General features: G+C 56.2%; 23 protein-coding genes and 2 pseudogenes. 18 read left to right on the top strand and 7 right to left on the bottom strand.

The window, feature by feature from the left end:
• Nucleotides 1–7 precede the first annotated feature (7 nt).
• The 9 genes and pseudogenes from CBW65_RS05845 (at nt 8) to CBW65_RS05800 (ending at nt 7,543) form a co-directional block, all read left to right on the top strand.
• Nucleotides 8–850 (top strand): ComEA family DNA-binding protein, encoded by an 843-nt coding sequence (locus CBW65_RS05845; protein WP_087456047.1) that lies wholly within the window; start codon nt 8–10, stop codon nt 848–850.
• 102 nt (nt 851–952) lie between these two features.
• Complete coding sequence (locus CBW65_RS05840; protein ID WP_087459135.1) at nt 953–1,798, top strand: sulfurtransferase; 846 nt, start codon at nt 953–955, stop codon at nt 1,796–1,798.
• A 6-nt stretch (nt 1,799–1,804) separates the two neighbouring features.
• A complete protein-coding gene (locus CBW65_RS05835; protein ID WP_087456046.1) occupies nt 1,805–2,152 on the top strand; it encodes a toprim domain-containing protein in 348 nt (115 codons plus the stop codon).
• A 29-nt stretch (nt 2,153–2,181) separates the two neighbouring features.
• Nucleotides 2,182–2,559 (top strand): DUF423 domain-containing protein, encoded by a 378-nt coding sequence (locus CBW65_RS05830; RefSeq protein WP_087459134.1) that lies wholly within the window; start codon nt 2,182–2,184, stop codon nt 2,557–2,559.
• 281 nt (nt 2,560–2,840) lie between these two features.
• A pseudogene (locus CBW65_RS25325) lies at nt 2,841–3,113 on the top strand (pentapeptide repeat-containing protein); the annotation flags it as partial.
• A 29-nt stretch (nt 3,114–3,142) separates the two neighbouring features.
• Nucleotides 3,143–4,705: pseudogene (locus CBW65_RS05815) on the top strand (spore germination protein); the annotation flags it as partial.
• Complete coding sequence (locus CBW65_RS05810; protein ID WP_087456042.1) at nt 4,702–5,871, top strand: Ger(x)C family spore germination protein; 1,170 nt, start codon at nt 4,702–4,704, stop codon at nt 5,869–5,871. The pseudogene CBW65_RS05815 and the gene CBW65_RS05810, both read left to right, overlap by 4 nt.
• Before the next feature lie 4 nt (nt 5,872–5,875).
• Entirely contained in the window at nt 5,876–6,133 is a 258-nt protein-coding gene (locus CBW65_RS05805; protein ID WP_087456041.1) for a hypothetical protein, read from the top strand.
• A gap of 15 nt (nt 6,134–6,148) precedes the next feature.
• Nucleotides 6,149–7,543 (top strand): GerAB/ArcD/ProY family transporter, encoded by a 1,395-nt coding sequence (locus tag CBW65_RS05800; protein WP_087456040.1) that lies wholly within the window; start codon nt 6,149–6,151, stop codon nt 7,541–7,543.
• Nucleotides 7,544–7,578: 35 nt separating this feature from the next.
• Here CBW65_RS05800 and CBW65_RS05795 read toward each other — a convergent pair whose 3' ends face one another.
• Nucleotides 7,579–7,785, bottom strand: coding sequence for a hypothetical protein (locus CBW65_RS05795; protein ID WP_087456039.1), 207 nt, complete (start codon nt 7,783–7,785; stop codon nt 7,579–7,581).
• Nucleotides 7,786–7,926: 141 nt separating this feature from the next.
• Between CBW65_RS05795 and CBW65_RS05790 the strand changes: the two genes are divergently transcribed.
• Both CBW65_RS05790 and CBW65_RS05785 read left to right on the top strand, forming a co-directional pair.
• On the top strand, nt 7,927–9,951 hold the full coding sequence (locus CBW65_RS05790) for a methyl-accepting chemotaxis protein (RefSeq protein ID WP_087456038.1): 2,025 nt from the start codon (nt 7,927–7,929) through the stop codon (nt 9,949–9,951).
• 96 nt (nt 9,952–10,047) lie between these two features.
• A complete protein-coding gene (locus CBW65_RS05785) occupies nt 10,048–10,446 on the top strand; it encodes a hypothetical protein (protein ID WP_157721798.1) in 399 nt (132 codons plus the stop codon).
• Nucleotides 10,447–10,512: 66 nt separating this feature from the next.
• Here CBW65_RS05785 and CBW65_RS05780 read toward each other — a convergent pair whose 3' ends face one another.
• Nucleotides 10,513–11,100 (bottom strand): hypothetical protein, encoded by a 588-nt coding sequence (locus CBW65_RS05780; protein WP_087456036.1) that lies wholly within the window; start codon nt 11,098–11,100, stop codon nt 10,513–10,515.
• A 125-nt stretch (nt 11,101–11,225) separates the two neighbouring features.
• Between CBW65_RS05780 and CBW65_RS05775 the strand changes: the two genes are divergently transcribed.
• Nucleotides 11,226–11,471 carry a hypothetical protein gene (locus tag CBW65_RS05775; RefSeq protein WP_087456035.1) on the top strand — a complete coding sequence of 82 codons (246 nt, stop codon included), beginning with the start codon at nt 11,226–11,228 and terminating at the stop codon, nt 11,469–11,471.
• A gap of 38 nt (nt 11,472–11,509) precedes the next feature.
• On the opposite strand, the gene CBW65_RS05770 is transcribed toward CBW65_RS05775, so the two are convergent.
• Both CBW65_RS05770 and CBW65_RS05765 read right to left on the bottom strand, forming a co-directional pair.
• Nucleotides 11,510–12,697 (bottom strand): pyridoxal phosphate-dependent aminotransferase, encoded by a 1,188-nt coding sequence (locus tag CBW65_RS05770; RefSeq protein ID WP_087456034.1) that lies wholly within the window; start codon nt 12,695–12,697, stop codon nt 11,510–11,512.
• A gap of 122 nt (nt 12,698–12,819) precedes the next feature.
• Nucleotides 12,820–14,928, bottom strand: coding sequence for a transglycosylase domain-containing protein (locus CBW65_RS05765; protein WP_087456033.1), 2,109 nt, complete (start codon nt 14,926–14,928; stop codon nt 12,820–12,822).
• A 169-nt stretch (nt 14,929–15,097) separates the two neighbouring features.
• Between CBW65_RS05765 and speE the strand changes: the two genes are divergently transcribed.
• The 6 genes from speE (at nt 15,098) to CBW65_RS05730 (ending at nt 19,375) form a co-directional block, all read left to right on the top strand.
• Entirely contained in the window at nt 15,098–15,928 is an 831-nt protein-coding gene (gene speE / locus CBW65_RS05760; protein ID WP_087456032.1) for a polyamine aminopropyltransferase, read from the top strand.
• 14 nt (nt 15,929–15,942) lie between these two features.
• Nucleotides 15,943–16,821 carry an agmatinase gene (gene speB / locus CBW65_RS05755; protein ID WP_087459133.1) on the top strand — a complete coding sequence of 293 codons (879 nt, stop codon included), beginning with the start codon at nt 15,943–15,945 and terminating at the stop codon, nt 16,819–16,821.
• Nucleotides 16,822–16,890: 69 nt separating this feature from the next.
• Nucleotides 16,891–17,319: a YwiB family protein gene (locus CBW65_RS05750; protein ID WP_157721797.1), complete on the top strand. Its 429-nt coding sequence runs from the start codon at nt 16,891–16,893 to the stop codon at nt 17,317–17,319.
• 34 nt (nt 17,320–17,353) lie between these two features.
• Nucleotides 17,354–17,515: a XapX domain-containing protein gene (locus tag CBW65_RS05745; RefSeq protein ID WP_408646529.1), complete on the top strand. Its 162-nt coding sequence runs from the start codon at nt 17,354–17,356 to the stop codon at nt 17,513–17,515.
• Nucleotides 17,516–17,603: 88 nt separating this feature from the next.
• Complete coding sequence (locus CBW65_RS24745; RefSeq protein ID WP_232463512.1) at nt 17,604–18,950, top strand: redoxin domain-containing protein; 1,347 nt, start codon at nt 17,604–17,606, stop codon at nt 18,948–18,950.
• 164 nt (nt 18,951–19,114) lie between these two features.
• Nucleotides 19,115–19,375 (top strand): metal-sensitive transcriptional regulator, encoded by a 261-nt coding sequence (locus CBW65_RS05730; RefSeq protein ID WP_087456030.1) that lies wholly within the window; start codon nt 19,115–19,117, stop codon nt 19,373–19,375.
• Between the two features lie 102 nt (nt 19,376–19,477).
• Here CBW65_RS05730 and CBW65_RS05725 read toward each other — a convergent pair whose 3' ends face one another.
• The 3 genes from CBW65_RS05725 to CBW65_RS05715 all read right to left on the bottom strand — a co-directional run bounded on the left by CBW65_RS05725 (nt 19,478) and on the right by CBW65_RS05715 (nt 21,822).
• Nucleotides 19,478–19,927 (bottom strand): hypothetical protein, encoded by a 450-nt coding sequence (locus CBW65_RS05725; protein WP_087456029.1) that lies wholly within the window; start codon nt 19,925–19,927, stop codon nt 19,478–19,480.
• On the bottom strand, nt 19,927–20,979 hold the full coding sequence (locus tag CBW65_RS05720; RefSeq protein ID WP_087456028.1) for an ATP-binding protein: 1,053 nt from the start codon (nt 20,977–20,979) through the stop codon (nt 19,927–19,929). The genes CBW65_RS05725 and CBW65_RS05720 overlap by 1 nt, the downstream gene beginning before the upstream one ends.
• 180 nt (nt 20,980–21,159) lie before the next feature.
• Nucleotides 21,160–21,822, bottom strand: a complete 663-nt coding sequence (locus CBW65_RS05715) for a hypothetical protein (RefSeq protein WP_087456027.1) — start codon at nt 21,820–21,822, stop codon at nt 21,160–21,162.
• Nucleotides 21,823–21,864 lie beyond the last annotated feature (42 nt).

The raw sequence follows: 21,864 nt of genomic DNA, 5'->3' as shown, positions 1-21,864 counted from the left end.
AGCAGATATGGCTTCGATTACACCGAAGGGCAGCGCCTGGGAGTGGGGCAAGTCGCTGTGGATGGTCTGGTTGTTACTGTTCGGGATGACGACGTGGATTTCGTTTCTGTACATCGCATACCGGGCGAAGCAAAACAAGTGGGCGGCTTGGGGGCTGGTCTATTTTGCAGCCTTTGTGTTCTTCTTGGCGTATATCGATCCGGAGCACAACGGGACGCTGCTTGGGGAACTGTCGCTGCCGGTGATCCTGTTGACTTGGGTCGTCGGGATCTTGCATGGCTGGATGGTGCGCAAGGAATACCTGCTGCGCATCGTCGCGCTCTCGGAGCTGAACGGCCGCTCCACGGAAGCGCTGAAAAATCAGATCGAGCTGGAATACGACGTCGACATCGACGCGGTTGGCCAACCGAAGAAGGGGGTCAAGCCGGTCGAATCGCAAAACGGGAAGCAGAACGTGGTCGTCGACAAGCCGCAAGCAGCTTCGGAAACGGCAGCGGCAGACACGACAGATGCCATGCCGGAATCGCTTGCAGCTTCCGCACCGCAGATGGTTGACGGGCTGAAGGAGTTCACCGATGACGAACTGGCGGAAGAGACCCGGCCGTCGGTCAAGCCGGTGGTAGCAGCAGCGCCGCCCGGACCGGAAGGGCCGGTCGACATCAACAATGACACCATGGAACGCCTCGCCACACTCCCCAAGGTCGGCATCGTGCTGGCGATGAAGGCGGTTTCGATCCGCGAGACGCAGGGCGGCTTTGATTCGGTCGAACAGTTTGTCGAAGCGGTGGGCTTGAAGCCGCATGTCGCTGAGCTGCTGCGCGAACTCATCGTGATCCGTCCGCTGGAATAGTTCCGAAACTCGCAACACTTCACAGAGCCATCCGCCTTGCGGGTGGTTTTTGCGTATGCGACAATGGAACCAAGATCTGATAAAAAGGGATGTGAATTGATCATGGCTTCCAATTTGGTCAGCATGGAATGGCTGCTGGAACATCTGCACGACCCGGATGTGCGCGTGGTTGACTGCCGCTTTGTCTTGGGGCAGCCGGACGCAGGGGTGAATGCGTATCAGGAAGATCACTTGCCGGGCGCGGTCTATTTTGACCTCGAACGGGATCTGTCCGCTCCGAAGGCGGCGCACGGCGGACGCCACCCGCTGCCCGACGTGGACCTGCTCGCCGCCAAGCTTGGGGAACACGGCATCGGCAACGGGCACCACATCGTTGTCTATGACGATCAGGGCGGGGCGATGGCGTCGCGCTTCTGGTGGCTGTTGAAATACATGGGGCATGCCAAGGTCTCGGTAGTGAACGGCTCCTATGCGGCCTGGAAAGCGGCCGGGCATGAGGTGACAGGTGAGATTGCGCCCGTTTCCAAGACGGAGTTTGCCGCGCACAGCCAAACTGACTCTCTGGTGCATATGAATGAGGTAAGAACGAAGCTTGGCGATCCGGGGACGGTGCTGATCGACTCGCGGGAAACGGTGCGCTACCAAGGGCTGCAAGAGCCGATCGACCCGGTGGCCGGACACATTCCGGGCGCGGTCAACCACTTCTGGAAGGACTCGCTGAAGGAAGACGGCACGTGGAAATCGGCGGACGAGCAGCGGGAGCGTTTTGCAGACATCGCTCCGGATCAGGAAGTGATCGTCTACTGCGGTTCCGGCGTCACCGCCACGCCGAACATTCTGGCGCTGCACGAAGCGGGGCATCGCAATGTCAAACTGTACCTCGGCTCGTGGAGCGACTGGTGCTCGTATCCGGAGAACCCGATCGCCACTTCGAAGGAAGAAGGGTAAAAGAGGATGAATGTTGCCCGTAAAGTGATCATCGTCGAAGGGAAAACAGACAAACGGCGGCTCCTGGAGCTGCTCGCAGAACCTGTGGAAGTCATCTGCACCTACGGCACGCTGTCCGAAGCGAAGATCGAAGACATGATCGTGCCCTTGCAAGTGGAAGAAGACGTCTATATCCTGGTCGACGCGGATGACGCCGGCAACAAGATGCGCTCTCAGCTCAAACGGGAGCTGCCCAATGCACGCCATCTGTACACGCGGCGGATGTATCGGGAAGTGGCGACAACGCCCGTCGATTATCTGATCGAGGTGCTGGCCAAGGCACATTTTGAAATCAAAACGGACTATTTGCTCTAACAGACATAGAAACGAGGGAACGACCCATGCTGTCTACATTTGTCAGGCTCGGCGCGATCAACCTGTTCCTCGCCGTGGCGCTGGGCGCGTTTGGCGCGCACGGATTGGAAGGGAAGATCACCGATCATTATTTAGAGATTTGGAAGACCGGCGTGCAGTATCACATGCTGCATGGCACGGGGATGTTGCTGGTGGCGCTCTTGTCGCAGTTTTTGGGCGGCGCGCCGAAAGCGGTCAAGGCGGCAGGCTACCTGTTCCAAGCGGGCATCATCCTGTTCGCCGGCAGCCTGTATGTGCTGGCTCTGACCGGCATCGGGGTGCTTGGCGCGATCACGCCGCTTGGCGGGGTCTGCTTCCTGAGCGGCTGGGCTCTGCTCGCGTATGCGGCAGGCAAGCGAACCAAATAAATAGAGGCGTAGTACACATACCGCTCCCGGCGTTACGGGGGCGGTATTTTTATGCCCGTTTCACGCATACTAAATTTGCCACTGTAAGCAGCAAAAGGAGGAGGAGGTGCTGTCGATGATTCGCCGCGGGAAAAAAGGCTCCAGAAGCAAAAGGCAGGAAGAGCTCGAAGGACACAATCTCAAACACGAGGACACGGACTCTGAGCAGAAAGATCAAGAAGCGCAAGAAGAGCCGAAAAAGCATAAAAAGCAAAAACGAAAAGTCTTGAAGAAAGACAAAGATGAACAAGAGCAAGACAAGCAAGAGCAAGGCAAGCAAGAGCAAGACGAACAAGAGCAAGACGAACAAGAGCAAAACGAACAAGAGCAAGACGAACAAGAGCAGGACGAACAAGAGCAAGACAAACATGAGTCAGACAAACATGAGTCAGACAAACATGAGTCAGACAAACATGAGTCAGACAAACATAAGCCAGGCAAACATAAGCCAGGCAAGCATAAGCCAGACAAACATGAGTCAGACAAACATGAGTCAGACAAACATGAGTCAGACAAACATGAGCCGGGCAAGCATGACCGGGACGAAGCTGACAGCCGTGCTTCTCAGGAAGAGGACTCTGTTCCGCTTCATTCACGCTTGCAGGAGAACCAAGAATTTCTGGAAGAGCTGTTCAAGGACAGCTCCGACTTTGTCATTCGGGAACTTGAAATTGAAAAATCGAGGAAAGCCCTCTGCATCTTTGTAGACGGCCTCGTCGACACCGCGCAGGTCAACATGATGCTCAAAGCGCTGATGATCGACGAAGGCAACGTCGGCGGCACCAACCAGATCTCCATGTCCACCTTGCCGTCTTCGCAGATCACCGAGGTCGACAACTTCCGCGATCTCGTCCGCTCCATCCTCGCCGGGGACACCGCCCTGCTGATCGAAGGCAACGACAAAGGCCTCGTCATGGGCCTGCGCGGCGGGGAAGTGCGCTCGGTCGCTGAACCGGAGACGGAAAAGGTCGTGCGCGGCCCCCGCGAAGGCTTTGTGGAGAGCCTGCGCACCAACACCGCGCTCCTGCGCCGCAAACTGCGCACGCCGCGACTGAAGATGAAACCGATGGTCGCCGGCAACGAAAGCAACACCAACCTTGTCATCTCTTACATCGAAGGCATCGCCGACCCGAACGTCGTCGAAGAAGTGGTCGGCCGCCTGAAGAAGATCGAGATCGATGCCATCCTCGAATCGGGCTATATCGAAGAGCTGATTCAGGACAGCACCAACTCGCCGTTCCCGCAGGTGCAATACACCGAGCGCCCCGACGCGGTCGCCGCCTCACTGCTCGAAGGTCGCGTCGCCATCTTCATCGACGGAACGCCGTTTGTGCTGATCGTGCCGACGACGTTCTGGCAGCTGATGCAGGCCAGCGAGGACTACTACGAACGCTACCAGATCGCCACGCTGATCCGCTGGCTGCGCTACGCGTTTCTGCTCATTTCGCTGTTCACGCCGTCCTTATACATTGCGGTGACCACGTTCCATCAGGCGATGCTGCCGACCCCGCTTTTGCTCAGCATCGCGGCGGCCCGGGAAGCGATCCCCTTTCCGGCGGTCGTCGAAGCTTTCATCATGGAGATCGCCTTTGAAGCGCTGCGGGAAGCGGGCATCCGGCTGCCAAAGATGGTCGGACAGGCCGTCTCGATCCTTGGCGCGCTGGTCGTCGGCCAGGCGGCGGTCGAAGCGGGCATCGTCTCCGCACCGATGGTCATCATCGTGTCGCTGACCGGGATCGCGTCGTTCACCATCCCGCGCTACAACGCGTCGATCGCCTTTCGCATGCTGCGCTTCCCGCTGATGATCGCCGCAGCTTTGTTTGGCATCTACGGCATCGTTGTCGGCGGCATGTTTATCCTCGGCCATCTGGCCAACCTGCGCTCGTTTGGCGTGCCGTATCTCTCCCCGACCGGTCCGCTGTCGGCCGACGATCTCAAGGACGTGATCATCCGCGCTCCGTGGTTTGCGATGAAAAAGCGTCCCGAGTTCCTGTCGACCGAAGACCGCAACCGCATCGGCGAAGACATGCAAAGCGAGATCCTCTCCCAAGGCGGGCAAAAAGGCAAGGACATCAAGCACGGAAGCAGTGAGGAGGGACAGACATGAGAGGATGGAGAATGCTGCTCGTGACCTTGCTGATGGCGGTGATGCTGACCGGCTGCTGGGACCGCACCGAAGTCAACGACATCGCCATCGTCCTCGCCACCGCGTACGACGTCGACAAAGACGGCAAATACCGTCTGGCGGTACAGGTTCCGCTGCCCGGTCAGCTGGGCGGCAAATCGGGCGGCGGCGGCGGCACATCGGGTTCGAAAAGCTTCTACGTTGACTCCTCGACCGGCGTGTCGATCCGCGATGCCTCCCAGAAAGTGCAGCAGCGCATGCCCCGCCAGCTGTTTTATGCCCACCGCCGCATCCTCGTGATCGGCGAAGAGCTGGCGAAGAAAGGGATTCGGCCCGTCTTCGATGCCGCCGCCAGGATTCCGGAGAACCGCCTGACCGCGTCGATCGTCATCGCCAAAGGCAACGGGTATGATCTGCTGAGCAGACAGCCACGCTTTGAGCGCTTTTCCAGCGAAGGGATTCGGGAGATCGTCAACGACGAGTCGGTCTTTAACACGTCGCTCAAAGATGCCGCGCAACACCTGAGTCTGGAAGGCAGCGACGCGATGATCCCGCTGGTGAAAGTGAAATCGACAGAAGGCACCAAAGACAAAAACGAAGAGCTCCAGTTTGCCAGCTACGCCTTGTTCCACGATGACAAGATGGTCGCCGTGATGGACCAGGACGGATCGGAAGGCATCCGCTGGCTTAAACAGCAGGTCAAGCCGTATACGGTGACGCTGACCAGCGAGAATGGCGAGACGCTTCTGGTTAATATTTACAAAGGAAACGCCAAAGTCAAGCCGCGCCGCGTGAAAGACCATTTTGAATTTGAGGTCCACAATCGCGTGACCGCCTACGTGCTGGAAAACGTCGGCGGGGGAGACTTGAGCGTGCCTGAAAACGTGCAGAAGATCAACCGCCGGCTGGAAGAACATATCACGCAAACGGTCTATGCGGCGGTAGATGAGATCCATGAGCACAAGGTGGACGTCGCCGGTCTCGGCCTGGTGGTCGCGCGCAATTTTCCGAAAGAATGGCGCAGCACTTACAATGACAACTGGTACGAGGAACTGGAAAAAACCAAGTTTCACGTGACGACGGTCGTGAACATCTCCCGCATCGGGCTGACCTCGGAGAATCTTGCAAAGCGGGCGGAGGTGGAATGAGCAGATGATGAGTACGAACACGATCAACAACATGAGCAACATTTTTCTGCTGATCATGGCTGTGTGTTATGTGACGACGTTGCTCCTCGACCTCCCGAAGCTCCGCAAAGCGACGGGTCGGGAAAAGGCGGTTTATTACACGATGGCCATCGCAGTATTTGGGCTCTACATGTGCAGTCTGCTGCAAATCAATGTGGTGCTGCCGTACCGCTGGGTCGTCTATACCTGGTCGGACTGGCTGCATGGTGTACTAACCACTTAGGAGGGCGGCCGGACTATGCTCGAGAAACGATTTAAAATCAACCACCGGCAGATCGCCTGGATGGTGACGGTCATCCTCACCGCCAGCGGATTCTTGACCACGCCAAAAACGATCATCGGACTGGCCAAAGCGGATGCGTGGCTGTCCCAGTTCCTCGGAATTCTCTACGGCTTTGGCATCGCCGCGATGTTCTATTTTCTGGCGCGGCGCTTTCCGGGGAAGAACATCTTTGAGATCACGTTTGAACTGCTCGGAAAATGGGGTGGAGGCCTCTGCAATCTGCTCTATCTGGTGCACTTCATCAGCATCCTGATCCGCAACCTCGGCGTGTTTAGCGACTTCATGAACACGACGCTGCTGATCCGGACGCCGGGCGAGATCATCGTGCTGGTGCTGCTCTTGCTGCTGATCTACTTCAGCAAAAGCAGTGTGGAAGTGCCGGCGCGGGTCAATGATCTCATGTACCCGCTGTTTTTCCTCATGCTGCTGCTGGTGCCGCTGATGCTCAGCAATGAGTTCTCCTTTCAGCGCACCGAACCGATCCTCGGTATGGGATACGGGCCGCTGACGTCCGGCAATATCATCGCCGGGGCCTGGTATGGCGACATTCTCAGCGTCGGCGCTTTCATGGGCATGGTCGGGCACAGCAAAAAACTCCACGCTGCCCTGCGCCACGGCGTGATGTGCACCGGCCTGCTGATGTCGGTGGTGCTGTTTTTCATCATCGCCGTGCTCGGCACCGAGGTGTCCGCCCGGTTGATGTATCCGAACTACTCGCTCGTCGAGCAGATCCACATCACCGATTACCTCGACCGGGTCGAACTGATCATGTTTTCGATCTGGTTGCCGATCTTCATCCTGAAAGTTTCGTTTCTCTTCATCGCCACGCTGACGCTGATCAGCACCTTCACCAAGCGCTGGAATTACAGCCTATACAACAAGCAGTATGCGTGGTTTGCCCTCTTCTTCTGGGCTTTTGCTTTCCAAAGCGTGACTGAAGTCTTTAATTTCGCCAATTACGGCGCCGTGCTGTTGACGATCCCGCACATTTTCGTCTACATCGCGCTTTATCTGACCGGACGGAAGCGGAAGGTACAAGTGGAAGAGCATGACGAATCGGAAACACTGCCCCGCAAAAAAAAGCAGAACAACCGCTTCTTGCGCTGGGCGGGAGGCAAAACGGAGAAAACGTGGCGGCGCACCACACACCTGTGCATCGCGGTGATGGGGGCGAGTCTGCTGATCGGCGGGGGATTGGGGCAATACAGCAAATATGTCGGCGCCCTCACCGGGCTTGGCTACCTGCTAGCGCTGTTCACTGGCTTTGTCAGTTCCTACCTGGAGATGCGCCAAATGAACATCGCAGCCGCACGCAAGAAGCAGAAAAAAGAAATGGCCGAAACGGGATGAGACGTAAGCCGTACGGACGCAAAAAAGGGACGTTCTTAGCGAACGCCCCTCTTTTTGTTATTTCGCACAAACGCTTTCAGAAGCACAAACACCAGCGCATACGTTCCTGTCGCCATCACCGTTGCGACCAGCCAGTCATCGGTGCCCAGCGTCAGGTAGAGGATCAGGTGGAACAAGAAGATCACGGCGAGCCACAGCAGCAGGTTCATGCGCTCGACAAAAGCCAAAATACCACTCATCATCTGCCACACCTCCCTGTTTCCTTAGAGTGTCCAAGCGGAACTTTTCCATTCTTTATGCCGGTGTTGAAGGAGGTTTATCATTTGTACTTAGCGAAACTATACACCTGAGAACTTTTCTTAACGATCCAAGGGGGATGCATCATGAAGAGAGGAGCACTCAAGCTCAAAGATTTGGCGATCCGCACGCGGCTGGTCCTGTACTTTTCGCTGTTGATCCTGCTGCCATTGGCGATCTTGTCACTGGTAGTCAACGCCAAAATGTCGGAGCTGCTCGACCGCCAGCTCCTGCAGACGGCCGAGCATTCGGTGGAAGAGCTGCAGGGGACGCTGACGTCGTTTATGGCCAGTCAGGAAGGTTCGATCGCGATGCTCAGCACCGATCCGGTCTTCCAGCACGACAAGACTCCGGGAGAACTCGCGGCGATCAACGCCGGGCTCAAGCGCTACATCGACACCCATCCGGACACGCTGGTCGCCTACATGGGCACGGCGGACGGGAAGTTTTACGCCTATCCGCCGCAAGAATTGCCGAAAGATTTCGACCCGCGTAAGCGTCCGTGGTATGATGCTGCCGTGCAAAACAAAGAGAACGCACGGTGGACCGACCCGTATGTGACGGCGGCGGAGCAAAAGAAAGAGCTTGTGATCACGCTGACCCGGGCGGTAACCGACGGGTCGGGCCAAGTGGTGGGCGTGATGGGTCTTGACCTGTCGCTGCAAGATCTGCAGGCAACCGTAGGCAAAATTAAAATCGGTGCAGAAGGCTATCCGATCATCGCAGACTCGCAAGGGAACGCGGTGGTCTACCCGGACGAAAAACGTCTCGGGAGCTCGCTGTTTGACATTCCGTCGATCAAGCAGCAGTATGAGCCTGGCGCACCGCCAACAGATACGATTTTCTATGAATTGCAAGGCCGGGAAAAAGTGGTGGTCTACAAGGTGCTGGAGCAGACCAACTGGCGCTTGATGGGCACGTTATATCGCGATGAAGTGGCTGGCATGGTCGCAGAAGTGCAGCAGGCGACGCTCTGGGTCGGCCTGCTCTGTCTGGCCGGGGCGATCGCGATCGCCGTGTATATCGCCGTCTCGATCTCCCGTCCGCTCCTGCGCCTGAAGGACAGCATGAAGCGGGCGGAAGCAGGCGACTTGACCGCATTTGTCGCCGGGCGCGACCTGACCCGCGATGAGATCGGGCAAGTCGGGCATTCCTACAACGAGATGCTGACCGGGATTCGCAGCCTGCTCGCCGAAGTGACCGAATCGTCTCTGCAACTCGCCGCTTCGGCCCAGGAGCTGATGGCGAGCAGCGACCAAACGGCACAGGCGAGCGAGCATATCGCCCGCTCCGTGGAAAGCATCACGATCGGCTCACAGGAACAGAGCCAGCGCATCGCCGAGACGTCAGAAACGATCGGCGAGCTGTCGACCGGCGTGCGCGTGATCACAGGCAACGTGCAGGATGTCTCGGCGCGCGCCGTCACTTCGGCCCAACAGGCGCAGGATGGCCGGGCCTTTATGGACAGCGCGGTGCAGACGATGAACGATGTGTTCCTCGCGGTGCAAAACACGGCCGGTTCGGTCGCGACGCTTGGCGACCAGTCCCAGGAGATCGGGCAGATCGTCGAGATGATCACGCAGATCGCCGGACAGACCAACCTGCTCGCTTTAAACGCCGCGATCGAAGCGGCACGAGCGGGTGAAGCGGGACGCGGCTTTGCGGTGGTGGCCGGAGAAGTGCGTAAGCTGGCCGAGCAGACGACGACGGCTGCGCAGCAGATCACCTTGCGCATCCACGAGATGCAGACGGTGACCGAGACGGTCGTCGAGCAGGTTGAGCAAGGCGTCAAAGGCATGCAGCACGGCCACGAGGTGTTCCAGCAGGCCGGGCGTCTGTTCACACACATCATCGACGATGTGCAGTCGATCACCCAGCAGGTGCAAAACGTCTCCGCCGCAACGGAGCAGATGGCGGCAGGCAGCCAGCAGATGCTCTCCGGCGTCGATCGCGTCGTCGAGATCGCCGAGCAGTTCTCTTCGCAGTCGCAGGAAGTCAACGCGGCGGTCGAGGAGCAGACGGCGTCGATGGAAGAGATCCACGCGTCGGCCGAAGCGCTGAGCGAGATGTCGGAGAAGCTGCAGCGCCTCGTCACCCGCTTCAAGCTGTAAACCCTTTCGCAAAATTGGGCGCATCCAAGCGTCTCCTCTTCGCGGGTCGAACCATACTATGGTATTGATTCGACAAGAGAACGGAGGGTGAACAACTTGGCTAAAAAAGGGAAGAAATCTCGCAGCGACGGTCAAAAGCCTGCTGCCAATCAGCCGCAAAAGACGACTCCGAGTCTCGGTGACCAACTGAAGGATAAACTCAAGTCGGTGAACAAAGGCGGCCTGCTCGGCATGCTGGGCGAGGTGCAGAAAACGACCCCGGATCAATGGCAGAACCCGGAAAGCGTCAAAAACATGGCGAAAAAATTTGCGGAGCAGCTGAAGATTCCGGTGAACGAGGAACGCCTCAATCAGTTCATGAAAGCTTACAAAGACGCGACGAAAGGCGGCACTCCAAACGCTAACGTCGAAGATCTTGTCAAAAAATACGGCAATGGCAAAATTGACGATGCGACGGTCAAAGAGATGAAGAAATTTATCAAGCCGAAAGACTAAGCATGCGCAAAAAAGAACTGCCTCACGCGGGCAGTTCTTTTTTTGATGAAAAAAAACGGGGCGGCGCTATTTCGCCTCCCCGTCCTCCGCTTTCTGCTCCCCTTCTCCCCCGCCCCCTCCGTCGCCTCCGCCAAGCAAGGCGCCGGACAGCGGCGAGTTGAGCAGGGCCATCAGGATCGCCGCCCACTCGCCGGTGGTCAGTTCCTTGACGTTGCCTTGCATCAGCTTGGGCAAAACGCCGGACGAGTGCAGGTGCGAGCCTACACCGTGCAGCCCGTCGAAGATCTGGTCGGCGCGCTGCATATAGTTCATGCACTGTTTGCAGAGATTGCGCAGCTGGCCGATCGACTTGATCGAGTCCTCGACGAACGTCGGACTTTTCGGGCTGGGCAGTTGAAAGCTGGGAAACGATGCGCCGCCGGGCAAAGGCGGTTTTTTGCCGACGGGTGCCGCTGCCGGGCTGGCTTTGACGCTCCGTCCGCCTTTTTTGCCGCGCCGGGGTTTCAGTTCCGCTTTGACGAGCTGGATTTCGCGCTCAATCAATTGTTTTTTATGTGTATACGAGGGATGGCCGGCTTGTAAGGCAGTCAGTTCCGCCTCGAGTTTGCGTACGCGCTTTTTCAGTGCGCTGTGTTGTTTGGATTTGTCAGCCACAGTGATCGACACCTCCGTTTTCCTTATCAACATATGGAAAAGCTGAACGTATCGTGTGGGCGGATATGGAGAATGGGCGCAAGAGATACTAAGCCTGACCTACGACATTGGGGAGGGATTCGAGCGTGGCACAAAACAACAGCCAGGAACGTTACGCCCGCCACGGCGGGGTGCATTTTACCCAAAAAGCGTCGCCCGAAGAGATTAACAACTTCGTGAAAAACCTGCCGGAAGACCGCCGCGAGAGCCTGTTCGAAGTCCTCGACGAGCTGAACAGCGCCGGCATGATCCAAATTCAAAACGACGGCGTCTTCTCCGACCCTTACGGCAACCTCCACGGCACGGAAGGCTGCTACGACGGCGAGAAGTAAAAGAAAAACCTCCACAGCTGTGGAGGTTTTTTGTTGCGCTATTTCACTTCGTTCAAAAACGCTTCCAGACGGTCCATCGCCTTCGCGAGGTTCTCGCGGGACGTGGCGTAGGAGATGCGGAAGTTGTTCGGAGCAGAGAAGCTGGAGCCGGGGACCAGCGCGATTTTCGCCTGCTCCAGCAGGAGCGATGCAAAATCGTCAGAGTCCTTGATGGCATGCTCCCGGTAGCTCTTGCCGTACGTGGCCGAACAGTTCGGGAATACATAAAACGCGCCGCTTGGCGTGTCACAGGTCAGGTGCGGCATCTTGCGGATGCGCTCCAGCACATAGTCGCGGCGCCAGCGGAACTCAGGCACCATCGTTTCATCGCGATGGTCGAGCGCCGCGAGTGCTGCGCGCTGCGAAATGGAGGCAGGATTGGCCGTGGTATGGCTCTGGAAGGACGTCATCGCTTTGATCAGGGACCGCTCCCCTGCCATGTACCCGACGCGCCAGCCGGTCATCGAGTACGCTTTGGAGAAGCCGTTGATCAGCAGCGTGCGCTGTTTCAGCTCTTCGCCAAACGAGGCGATCGAGACCTGCTCGACATCATAGACCAACTGGTCATAGATCTCGTCGGAGATCACGTAGAACTGATGCTTCTTGATCACTTCGGCCAGGGCTTGCAGCTCTGCTTTCGTATAGACAGCGCCGGTCGGGTTGCTCGGGGAGTTGAGCAGGAGCACCTTGGTCTTCGGCGTGACAGCACGTTCGAGCTGCTCCGGCGTGATCTTGAAACCGGTCGATTCATCGGTTTGGATCACCACCGGCTCTGCTTGCGCCAGACGGATCATCTCCGGGTAGGACACCCAATACGGTGCGGGCAAAATCACTTCATCGCCCGGGTTGCAAAGCGCCATAAATGCGTTGTACAGGGAATGCTTCGCGCCCGACGAGACGAGAATGTCGTCCGCCGTGTAGTCGAGGCCGGCGTGGTCTTTCAAAAACGCCGCGATCTTCTTGCGCAATTCCACGATGCCCGGTACGGCCGTGTATTTGGTAAATTGTTCATCGATTGCAACCTTGCCTGCCGAACAAGCCACATCCGGCGTCCCGAAGTCAGGTTCCCCAACGCTCAGGTTGACCACGTCAACACCGTCGGCGATCATCTGTTTGGTCTTCGCGTCGATCGAAAGCGTCGGCGAAGGCGCGATGTTTTTGACTCGGTCAGAAAGTCCCCATGCCATGATTGAACAGTCCCTCCATTACCTTGATAGTTCTTACAATACAGGCAATTTTCGCCCACCGTCAAGCATGGCAAGCAAATGACGGGCCGTTGTACCTGACCCGTCATGTTCGTCCCTATACCCTATTCGCCTTTTCCGCGTCCCGTGAGCCAATCCCAGAACGTGCGGCCGCCTGTTTTTGCTTCTTGTTCCAACTTGTCGACCGGGTTTTTGTTCATCGAAGGATGCTCTTCACACCAGTCGGTCGGTTCGGTGCCGACGAGGTAATATTCGCGGCGTTTGACCGGGCAGTTCTCGGTCGCCAGCTGTCCGGTCGTCGGGTCGATAAACGACTCGACCACGTTGGACGGCGCGGCGAAATTTTTCTCCGGCAGGTTCTTGTGCGCTTCGTTCATAAAATCGGCCCAGATCGGTGCGGCCAGATGCGACTCGGTCGCCGACAAGAGCCGGTCTTTGTCATAGCCGATCCAGACGGCGGTGAGCAGCTGCGGCGTGTATCCGATCATCCAGGCGTCGGTGTCGGTCGTGCCGGTCTTCCCGGCCGCCGGGCGGCTGAACCCGTCGTGGATGCGGTAGCCGGTCCCGTACGGGTCGGTCAGCACCGATTTCATCATGTCGGTCAGGATGAAAGCGGCGCCGGGGTCGATCACCTGCTCTTTTTGCGGCTGGAACGTTTTGACCTCTTCCAGATAGGTGTCTTCGATCGAGCGAATCGCGTACGGCTCGATCTTGTGCCCGCCGTTGGCGAGCGGTGCATAGGCGCGCACCATCTCCAAAGGCGAGGCCGGGAACACGCCCAGCGCCAGCGACGGGTATGGCTTCATCGGCGAGGAGATGCCCAGCGCCTTGGCGGTGGTGATGACTCGCTCCGGGCCGACATCCATGTTCGTCGTCACCGCAAACACATTGTCGGAGCGGGCGATCGCATCGCGGAAGGACAGATAGTCTTCGGCGTAGATGTTGTTGAAGTTGTGCACTTCATACTCTTTCGGCTCGCCTTTGTCGTCGTCGTAGGTGAACGTCGTTTTCTCCGACTTGATGCGGGTCGACGGCGTGTAGTTATTGTTCAGCGCGGCGAGGTAGACAAACGGCTTAAACGCCGAGCCGGGCTGGCGTTTGGCGAGCGTGCGGTTGTAGGAGCTCTCCGCGTAGTTCTGCCCGCCGACCATCGCTTTGATCTCGCCTGTGTTCGGGTCGATCGAGATCAGGGAGACCTGAACGTCCGGATGGTTCTTCAAGTGTGCGGCGACCGCGTCTTCGGCCGCTTTTTGCATGCTTGGGTCTAACGTGGTCTGGATCTTCAGCCCGCCCCGGTAGAGGTCTTCCTCCGCCACGCCATAGACCTGCTTGAGCTGGTAGGAGACATAGTCGGTGAAGTACGGCGCGCGGCCTTTTGGAGTTTTCAGAGCGGCGAACTTCAGCTCTTCTTGGAAGGCCTGATCCGCTTCTTCCTGCGTGATCTTCCCTTCCTGCGCCATCAGGTTCAGCACGATGCGCTGGCGCTCTTTGGCGGCGTCGAAGTGGAAGAACGGGTTGTAGATGTTGGGACCTTTCGGAATGCCGGCGAGCAGCGCAGCCTCGGCGAGCGTGAGGTCTTTGCTCGGCTTGTCAAAATAGGTCTGGGCGGCCATCTCGATGCCGTATGCGCCTTGCCCGTAGTAGATGACGTTGAGGTACTGCTCGAGAATTTCCTCTTTCGTGTAGTTCATCTCGAGCTGCAAGGTGTGCAAGGCTTCCTGCAGTTTGCGCTGGATCGTCTTGTCCTGGGTCAGGTAGAGATTCTTGGCGAGCTGCTGCGTGATCGTCGAGCCGCCTTCCAGCGCCTGGCCCGATTTGATGTCGACCCACAAGGCGCGGGCGATGCCGGCCGGGTTGAAGCCGCCGTGGTTGTAGAACTGCTGGTCTTCCACCGAGATCGTCGCGTCGACTACCGACCGGGGAATGTCATGCAGCGAGACTTTCAGGCGGTTCTCTCCCCCGTCGACGAGATCGGTGAGCACCGTATTGTCAGCTGCCACCAGTTTGGACGTGTTGGCGATGTCGTTCGGGGGCAGGTCGGCATAGCGCAGATAGAGATAGAAAAAGGCGCCAAAGGCAATCGTAGACATCAGGAAGATCGAGGCGGCTCTCCAGAGCCAGAGCCGCTTTTTCTGCGGTTTTTCCTGGGGACGGCGGGCCGGAATCAGTTCCGTTTCCCCGTCCGTTCCAGGTTCAAAATGGGATGATTTCATTGGAATCCCTCACTTTTCAGTGATTGTACCTGACCATTATGAACCTCGTGAAGAAAAAACATACAGAAAAACAGTTTATTTTTCCATTATGTTTGGTATAATACCTAGCGTTATGCATGCGAACAAGCAAGAGCGTTTTTCTTACATATATGGAGGAGGTTCTGGAGATATGGAACTCTGGTACACCGAAAAGCAAACCGAAAACTATGGCATCACCGCGAAGATCAGCAAGACCCTGCACACTGAGCAGACCGAATTTCAAGACCTGGCAATGATCGAAACCGAACAGTGGGGCAAAATGCTCGTGCTCGACGGCATGGTCATGACCACCGACAAGGACGAATTTGTCTACCATGAAATGATCACCCACCTGGCGATGAACACGCACCCGAACCCGAAGCGCGCACTGGTTGTCGGCGGCGGCGACGGCGGCGCGATCCGCGAGATCCTCAAGTACCCGTCGATCGAAACGGCCGTGCTGGCTGAAATCGACGGCCGCGTCATCGAAGTCTCCCGCGAGTACCTGCCGGAGATCGCAGGCAAGCTCGACGACCCGCGCGTTGACGTGCAAGTGGTCGACGGCATCAAGTACATCCACGACAACAAGAACTCGTTTGACGTGATCCTCGTCGACTCCACCGAACCGGTTGGTCCGGCTGTCGGCCTGTTCGCGAAGAGCTTCTACGAAGGCATCTACGACGCGCTGAAAGAAGACGGCATCATGGTCGCGCAAACGGAGTCCCCGTTCTTCAACGCCGACCTGATCACCCGCGTGTTCAAAGACATCTCGTCCTTGTTCCCGGTGACCCGTTACTACACCGCGTCGATCCCGACCTATCCGTCCGGCCTGTGGTCCTTCACCATGGGTTCCAAGAAGCACGATCCGCTGGAAGTGGAAAACAGCAAGCTGATCGAACCGGAAGGCACCAAGTACTACCACAAAGGCATGCACAAGTCGGTCTTTAACGTGCCGAAGTTCGTGATGGAGCTGTTGAAATAATGGAAAACCATCGCATGAAAAACGACCCGGCATATTCCGGCCGCGAGTTTATCGGCGCCACGCAGAACTATGACGAAGCAACCGCTGTCATCTACGGCATGCCGATGGACTGGACGGTCTCCTTCCGCGCAGGCACCCGCCTTGGGCCGCAGCGCGTGCGTGAAGTCTCGATCCTGCTGGAAGAGTACTCCCCGTACCTGGACAAGCATCTGGAAGAAGTGGCGTACTTCGACGGCGGCGACGTGCCGCTGGCGTTTGGCAATCCGGCGCGCTCTGTGGAGCAGCTGTACGATTACGTGAAGCAGCTGGTCGCCGACGGCAAGTTCCCGATTGGCCTGGGCGGCGAGCATCTCGTCTCCTGGGGCCCGATCCGCGCCGTCAAAGAAAAGTACGACGATCTGGTCGTCGTGCAGTTCGACGCGCATGCTGACCTGCGCGAAGACTATGAAGGCGAGCCTTACTCGCACGCGACCGTCCTGCGCAAAGCATGCGATGTGGTGGGTCCGCAAAATGTGTACCAGTTCGGCATCCGCTCCGGCACCCGTGAAGAGTTCCAATACGGCCGCGCGAACACCAACTTCTACCCGTTCGACGTGCTGGAACCGCTGCAAGGCGTGATCGACGAGCTCAAGGGCCGTCCGATCTACCTGACGATCGACATCGACGTCGTCGACCCGGCGGAAGCGCCGGGCACCGGCACGCTCGATGCGGGCGGCATCACGGCACGCGAGCTGTTCAAAGCCTTGTACCTGATGCGCGACGCCGGTCTGAACATCGTGGCGTTTGACCTCGTGGAGATCGCTCCGGTCTACGATCCGTCCGAAAAGACGCAAATTTTGGCTTCGAAGATTGTCCGCGAAGTCTTGCTCGGCTTGGTTCCGAATACAAAATAAATGTTCAGGGGAAAAGCAACTCCGAGCTGTGCGGGAGTTGCTTTTGTCCACCTAAGGAGAGATGGGAAGATGGAAGGGGCGGTTCGCGTCACCGTCTGGTCCCGCCAGCGGCAGAAGAACGGAGAGCGCCAGACGTTTCAAACGGAGGCGGAAGGCAAGCTGTATGTAAAAGGCGAGTCGATCTACATCTCGTACCGGGAAAGCGACGAGGCCGGGCTTGGCTCGACCTTGACGACGATGCGCGTGCAGGGTCAGGAGATGACCTTGATCCGCCAGGGCGAGACGACGATGCGCCAAGTGCTGGTCAAAGGCCAAGAGCAGCGCGGCTCCTACAACACGCCCTACGGCCCGTTTGAGCTGGTCACCCGCACTTCCAAGCTGGTGCTGAATGTAAACGAACAAGGCGGCCGCATCGAAGCCGTCTACAACCTCCGACTCGCCGGAGAGAAGAGCCGCATGGAGCTGGTGGTCAACGTGACCCCGCTGGTGCCGGCCTAATCAGTTTTGACATTGGGAAAGGCGGTGTCCGTCTATGGACCTGAAAGTTTTGATTCTCTCGCTGATCACCGGGATCGTCGTTGGCGTGCTGTTCACGCTGATGCGCCTCCCCCTCCCTGCCCCACCCGTCCTGTCGGGGATTCTCGGCATCGTCGGGATCTGGCTGGGAGCCCAGATTGTGCAGTTTTTTAAATAACGAAACCCAACAAAAAGAAGACGCTCTTGCCTGGGGAGGCAGGAGCGTCTTCTTGCGATCTAGAATCTCTCAGACAGGAGGTGTTTCCATGGGAAAAAAAGGATTGTCGATTGGGAAGCAAGCGGTGCCGTTTACGCTTCCTTCCGCAGGCGGACGGGATGTATCCTTGTCCGATTATCAGAATCAGCCCGTGATGCTGATCTTTTTTCGGGGAACCTTCTGACCGAATTGCCGTCGTCAGCTCGGTGAGCTGAATCAATATTACGATGAGTTTGTAAAGCGCGGCGTCCAATTGCTGGCCATCGCCGGGCAGAAAGTGGAATCGCTGGCACAGTTTGCGGAAAGCGAAAAGATTCGCATTCCGCTGCTCTCCGATCCAACTCGCGAGATGATCAAAGCTTATGAGGTCTTTACGCCGATCAAATGGGACTCGTTCCGGATCGCCATTCCGAGCACCTATCTGCTGGATGCTCAGCATGTCATTCGCTATTCTTATATCGGGGAGTCGCAGTTTGACCGTCCGGCTGTGGAAGATCTGTTCCGCGCACTGACGGTGGCCGCCCCGGTGCGGCCGGAAACACAGGTGGCATCCGACAAGCTGCCCGTATTTATCGAAACGATGGATCAGTTGATGCAGTATGTCAGCGATGCGACCGACAATGTCATGCAGTTTCTGTCATCCAATTCCACCGGCATCGATGCGCTTAAGCAGACGGTGGGAAGCAATGCCGAACAGTTGAACGCTTTCTCGGCCAGAATTCAGGAGTCGAAAACGCACATCGGCCAGTACAGCGCACGCCTGACCAGTCTGACCGGCGGTTTTCAAGAGATTCAGGTAAGCAACGAACAGCTCTCGCAAAATGTGCAGTCTACGCTTGCCTTGATGAACGAACTGCTCCAGATGACCAAAGTCGTTTCCGAGATGAGCGCCGAGATCACCCGCATTTCGGCACAGACCAAAATCCTCGCCTTAAACGCCTCGATCGAAGCCGCCCGCGCCGGAGAACATGGCAAAGGTTTTGCGGTCGTAGCCCAAGAGGTAACCAATCTCGCCAACGCCACCGACCAGGCGTCCGATAAAATTACGGCGCAGCTGACGGGAATTGAAGCGACCATCCAGCAGAGTTTCTCGTCCTATGAACAGTTTGAAGCGACCGTGCACCAGGTGAACGGCAAGGTGGCCACTGCCACAGAGGAAGTGCTGCAGATCTCGGAGGGGATTCGCAGCACAGCCGAGTCGGTGACCGGTCTGCAAACGCAGATCGCCGCGATCTCGGCCAATCAGCATGCTGTGCAGGACAGTCTGGCCGGTGTTCAGCACAAACAGGCACGAGTCAGTCAAGAGATGATCGACCTGCGTGAGGACATGTCCAAAAACACCGATCTCCTGCAAGAGATGAAGCGTATTGTAAACAGCGCTGAATCGAAATCATAAGTGATCGTAAAACCCTGCCAATCAGTATGCAACCTGATGGCAGGGTTTTTTCGGGTGTTGACAAGGTGGCGCTGGTTGTCGACGCCGCCCAATCTGTTTCTCTAGTTGCACGTTTTCAAGGCACGAGGGTATCATAAGAAGCAGAATGTGGGGGTGGAACGGCAATGGAATACACCGATGGGATGAAAAACCGATTGAAGCGCATCGAAGGGCAGATTCGCGGTGTGCTGTCGATGATGGAACAGGACAAGGACTGCCGCGATGTGGTCACACAGCTGTCGGCGGTGCGTTCCGCTGTCGACCGCACGATCGGGCTGATCGTCGCAGGCAATATGGAAGCGTGCATCCGGGAGGAGCTGGAAAAGGGCAACTCGCCGGAGCAGGTGATTAAAGAAGCGGTTGAACTGCTGGTGAAAAGCAGATAAGCGGAAAGGCAGGCTCTGGCGGCGCTGGCAGCGGAGACGAAGGGACAAGTGAAATCAAGAAGACGACGTTCATGCCTAGGAGGCAGAGCGTCGTCTTTTTTGTTAATTGATATGAACCCAAAGCGGCGCCCAATCCGCAGGTATGGGCAGCGTTTGCCAGAGCTGATCTTTGAGTTTCTTTTCCTGTGTTTGGCCCAAGTAGCGGGTTAAAACGGTGTGAACACGGTTCGTAAAGAATTGCTTTCCGTGCACCCATTGTGTGATCTGGTCGCTTTCAGAGGCTTGATTGGCGATCTCATCTTCTTGCCACGCATCTTTATCAACGATTCCAAACCATTCAGGTTCACTATCAAGAATTGCGAGCACATTTCTTTTACCCGAGACAGGTTCAACATGCCAATGTTCTTCCCAGGTTTCCCCGAGTTGCTTACGAAATAAATTCTGATAGGATGAAACGTCACCATCTCCCTCAACGAGCAATACTTTTTTCTCACGGTTTGCCAAATAAGTCTCGCGAATATGTCTGCGGATTTTGTTTGTGTATTTAGACATCATGAGCCTCCGAGCATGACACGTTTCCCGATGGTGTCGTAGCGTTCCCAAATATCCGGGTTGTGGGAAGTGATGATCAATTGTCCGTCTCGCTCTTTCACAATGTTCTCTAGTTGCCCTAACATCCCGTTAATTAGCGACGGATGTAAATGCAAGTCAGGCTCATCGATCAACACGATGCCGCCGGGTTCCATCCAACGACTTACCAAATAGAGAAGAATCAATACCTGATGTTCCCCGGAACTTAAATCGTCTAAGGTGTGCCAGGAGTTTGCCCGCGACAGGATCACTCTTAAACGATTATTGTCCTCTTCATGAATAACAGGATCAATCTGCTTGTTAACAAGGTAACGGTTCAGATCGTGAATAATCTGTTCGTATTTCTTTTGATTCACGATTTTCAAATTGACCAGAGATGACTCAATAGAGCCCTGCCAATCATCCGAGACCTGAAAAGTGGTTAACCAGCGATTGTTATAGTCATCAGGTATAGGAGCGCCTATTCTCTTTTTTGGAGCACGCCAACGACGATCTTCTGCGTTCAGGTAAATCATGTTAGGGGTCTGAGCAGGTTCACCGGGCACAAGAAGGAGTTTTTTTTGGGCGTCACGCCATTTCGAAAACCAATTTCCTTGCGGTCTAAGGATTGTCAATTCATTGCCAGTGTTTGTTTTCTTAATTGAAACCCCTCCCATCCAGACTACATCTGGATGCAGATCTTGTAATTTTTCGTACAATAACTGACTGCCATGTATGAAACCGACGAGTGGTGGCGCACTAGGAAACAGATTTTCAAAAATTATGGCAGATCCGTTCCATTTACTAAGCCAGCCGGTTCCTATTACTTTCTCTCTGCTGGTATTAAGGATAGTACTCCCTGTTATTTTCCAAAATTGGGATATTAAACGCAATACCGTAGACTTTCCCGAACCATTGGGGCCGGATAATAGGATGTTACGGTGGACATCCCCACTCCAATCATCGGTCAAGTCAACAGACCAATCGTCAGACAAGGGCCCTACCTGATCTGTGTAGATGTATTTGATCTTCATTGCAGCAATCTCCTCGCTCGAAGGTTTCTACTACTCAAAGTATATGATCGTTGTTTCCATTTTTACACCGATATAACCTCATTCCACAGCGGGGTAGGTTTCCCTTCTCATATAATGGGGATGATAGAAAGAAAACGACGTTCTGGCCAGGGGTGGCGAGAACGTCGTTTTAAGGTCTATTTATTTTTCCAGCCAAGGGCAGCCACCGAGCAGTACGATTTTCCAAGGGTCGCCTTCCTTCTCTTGGATCAGATGGACGGCATAGTGGTTCAATCCGTCTCGCATGTCGGTACTTTCCGGTGACATAATGCCGCGCAGCTTAAAGTTCATTTCTAAGTAAATCACTTTTCTCGCGAAGGCACCGTCCGTCTCTCCTTCGACAGGAGCGATCTTGGTGATGTCTGCTGCTCGTACGAATTTGCTGGCGGTTACTTCCATTAGAACGTTACGACTTGGTTCGTTCTTATAATTTGGATATAAGTAGCCGCCTAACAGTTCGACCGCTTCATCGTACTTCTGTTCACCGCGCAACTTGAAAAATCGCCAAGCAACTTCTTCAGGGCCGCTTTCAGGCGGCGTTGTGAGGATTTGCAGGCCGTTTTTTGACAGATACAATTGACCGTCGGCACCCATCTTCATGCCAGTCGGCGCTGCTGTGGCCGGTGTGGTGGGGGAGGTTGGATTGGAAGGTGGAGCGGAGACTGCCCCTGGTTGCTCTTGCTGTCCGTTAGGGAGAGAAGACTCGCTAGCTTTTCCACAACCAACGATCAGGATGATGACGAGAGCAAGAACGAAGAAACGACAGGCAGAAGGACTAACCTTGCGGAAAAACAGAGTCATCATCGAAATGACCTCCTTTGCTTTTGGTTTAACAAAGATAGTATA

The organism is Tumebacillus avium (assembly GCF_002162355.1).
Taxonomy (GTDB): Bacteria; Bacillota; Bacilli; order Tumebacillales; family Tumebacillaceae; genus Tumebacillus_A; species Tumebacillus_A avium.
Note: the sequence above shows the minus strand (reverse complement) of the source record. Positions and strands in the feature narration are given on the sequence as shown.

Coding starts and splice junctions, on each gene's coding strand:
- CBW65_RS05715 (WP_087456027.1), bottom strand. CDS start 21,822: ATGATGACTCTGTTTTTCCGCAAGGTTAGTCCTTCTGCCTGTCGTTTC.
- CBW65_RS05750 (WP_157721797.1), top strand. CDS start 16,891: ATGGAAGGGGCGGTTCGCGTCACCGTCTGGTCCCGCCAGCGGCAGAAG.
- CBW65_RS05725 (WP_087456029.1), bottom strand. CDS start 19,927: ATGTCTAAATACACAAACAAAATCCGCAGACATATTCGCGAGACTTAT.
- CBW65_RS05805 (WP_087456041.1), top strand. CDS start 5,876: ATGATGAGTACGAACACGATCAACAACATGAGCAACATTTTTCTGCTG.
- CBW65_RS05840 (WP_087459135.1), top strand. CDS start 953: ATGGCTTCCAATTTGGTCAGCATGGAATGGCTGCTGGAACATCTGCAC.
- speE (WP_087456032.1), top strand. CDS start 15,098: ATGGAACTCTGGTACACCGAAAAGCAAACCGAAAACTATGGCATCACC.
- CBW65_RS05835 (WP_087456046.1), top strand. CDS start 1,805: ATGAATGTTGCCCGTAAAGTGATCATCGTCGAAGGGAAAACAGACAAA.
- CBW65_RS05765 (WP_087456033.1), bottom strand. CDS start 14,928: ATGAAATCATCCCATTTTGAACCTGGAACGGACGGGGAAACGGAACTG.
- CBW65_RS05795 (WP_087456039.1), bottom strand. CDS start 7,785: ATGATGAGTGGTATTTTGGCTTTTGTCGAGCGCATGAACCTGCTGCTG.
- CBW65_RS05745 (WP_408646529.1), top strand. CDS start 17,354: ATGGACCTGAAAGTTTTGATTCTCTCGCTGATCACCGGGATCGTCGTT.
- CBW65_RS05845 (WP_087456047.1), top strand. CDS start 8: ATGGCTTCGATTACACCGAAGGGCAGCGCCTGGGAGTGGGGCAAGTCG.
- CBW65_RS05790 (WP_087456038.1), top strand. CDS start 7,927: ATGAAGAGAGGAGCACTCAAGCTCAAAGATTTGGCGATCCGCACGCGG.
- CBW65_RS05770 (WP_087456034.1), bottom strand. CDS start 12,697: ATGGCATGGGGACTTTCTGACCGAGTCAAAAACATCGCGCCTTCGCCG.
- CBW65_RS05720 (WP_087456028.1), bottom strand. CDS start 20,979: ATGAAGATCAAATACATCTACACAGATCAGGTAGGGCCCTTGTCTGAC.
- CBW65_RS05730 (WP_087456030.1), top strand. CDS start 19,115: ATGGAATACACCGATGGGATGAAAAACCGATTGAAGCGCATCGAAGGG.
- CBW65_RS05810 (WP_087456042.1), top strand. CDS start 4,702: ATGAGAGGATGGAGAATGCTGCTCGTGACCTTGCTGATGGCGGTGATG.
- CBW65_RS05800 (WP_087456040.1), top strand. CDS start 6,149: ATGCTCGAGAAACGATTTAAAATCAACCACCGGCAGATCGCCTGGATG.
- speB (WP_087459133.1), top strand. CDS start 15,943: ATGAAAAACGACCCGGCATATTCCGGCCGCGAGTTTATCGGCGCCACG.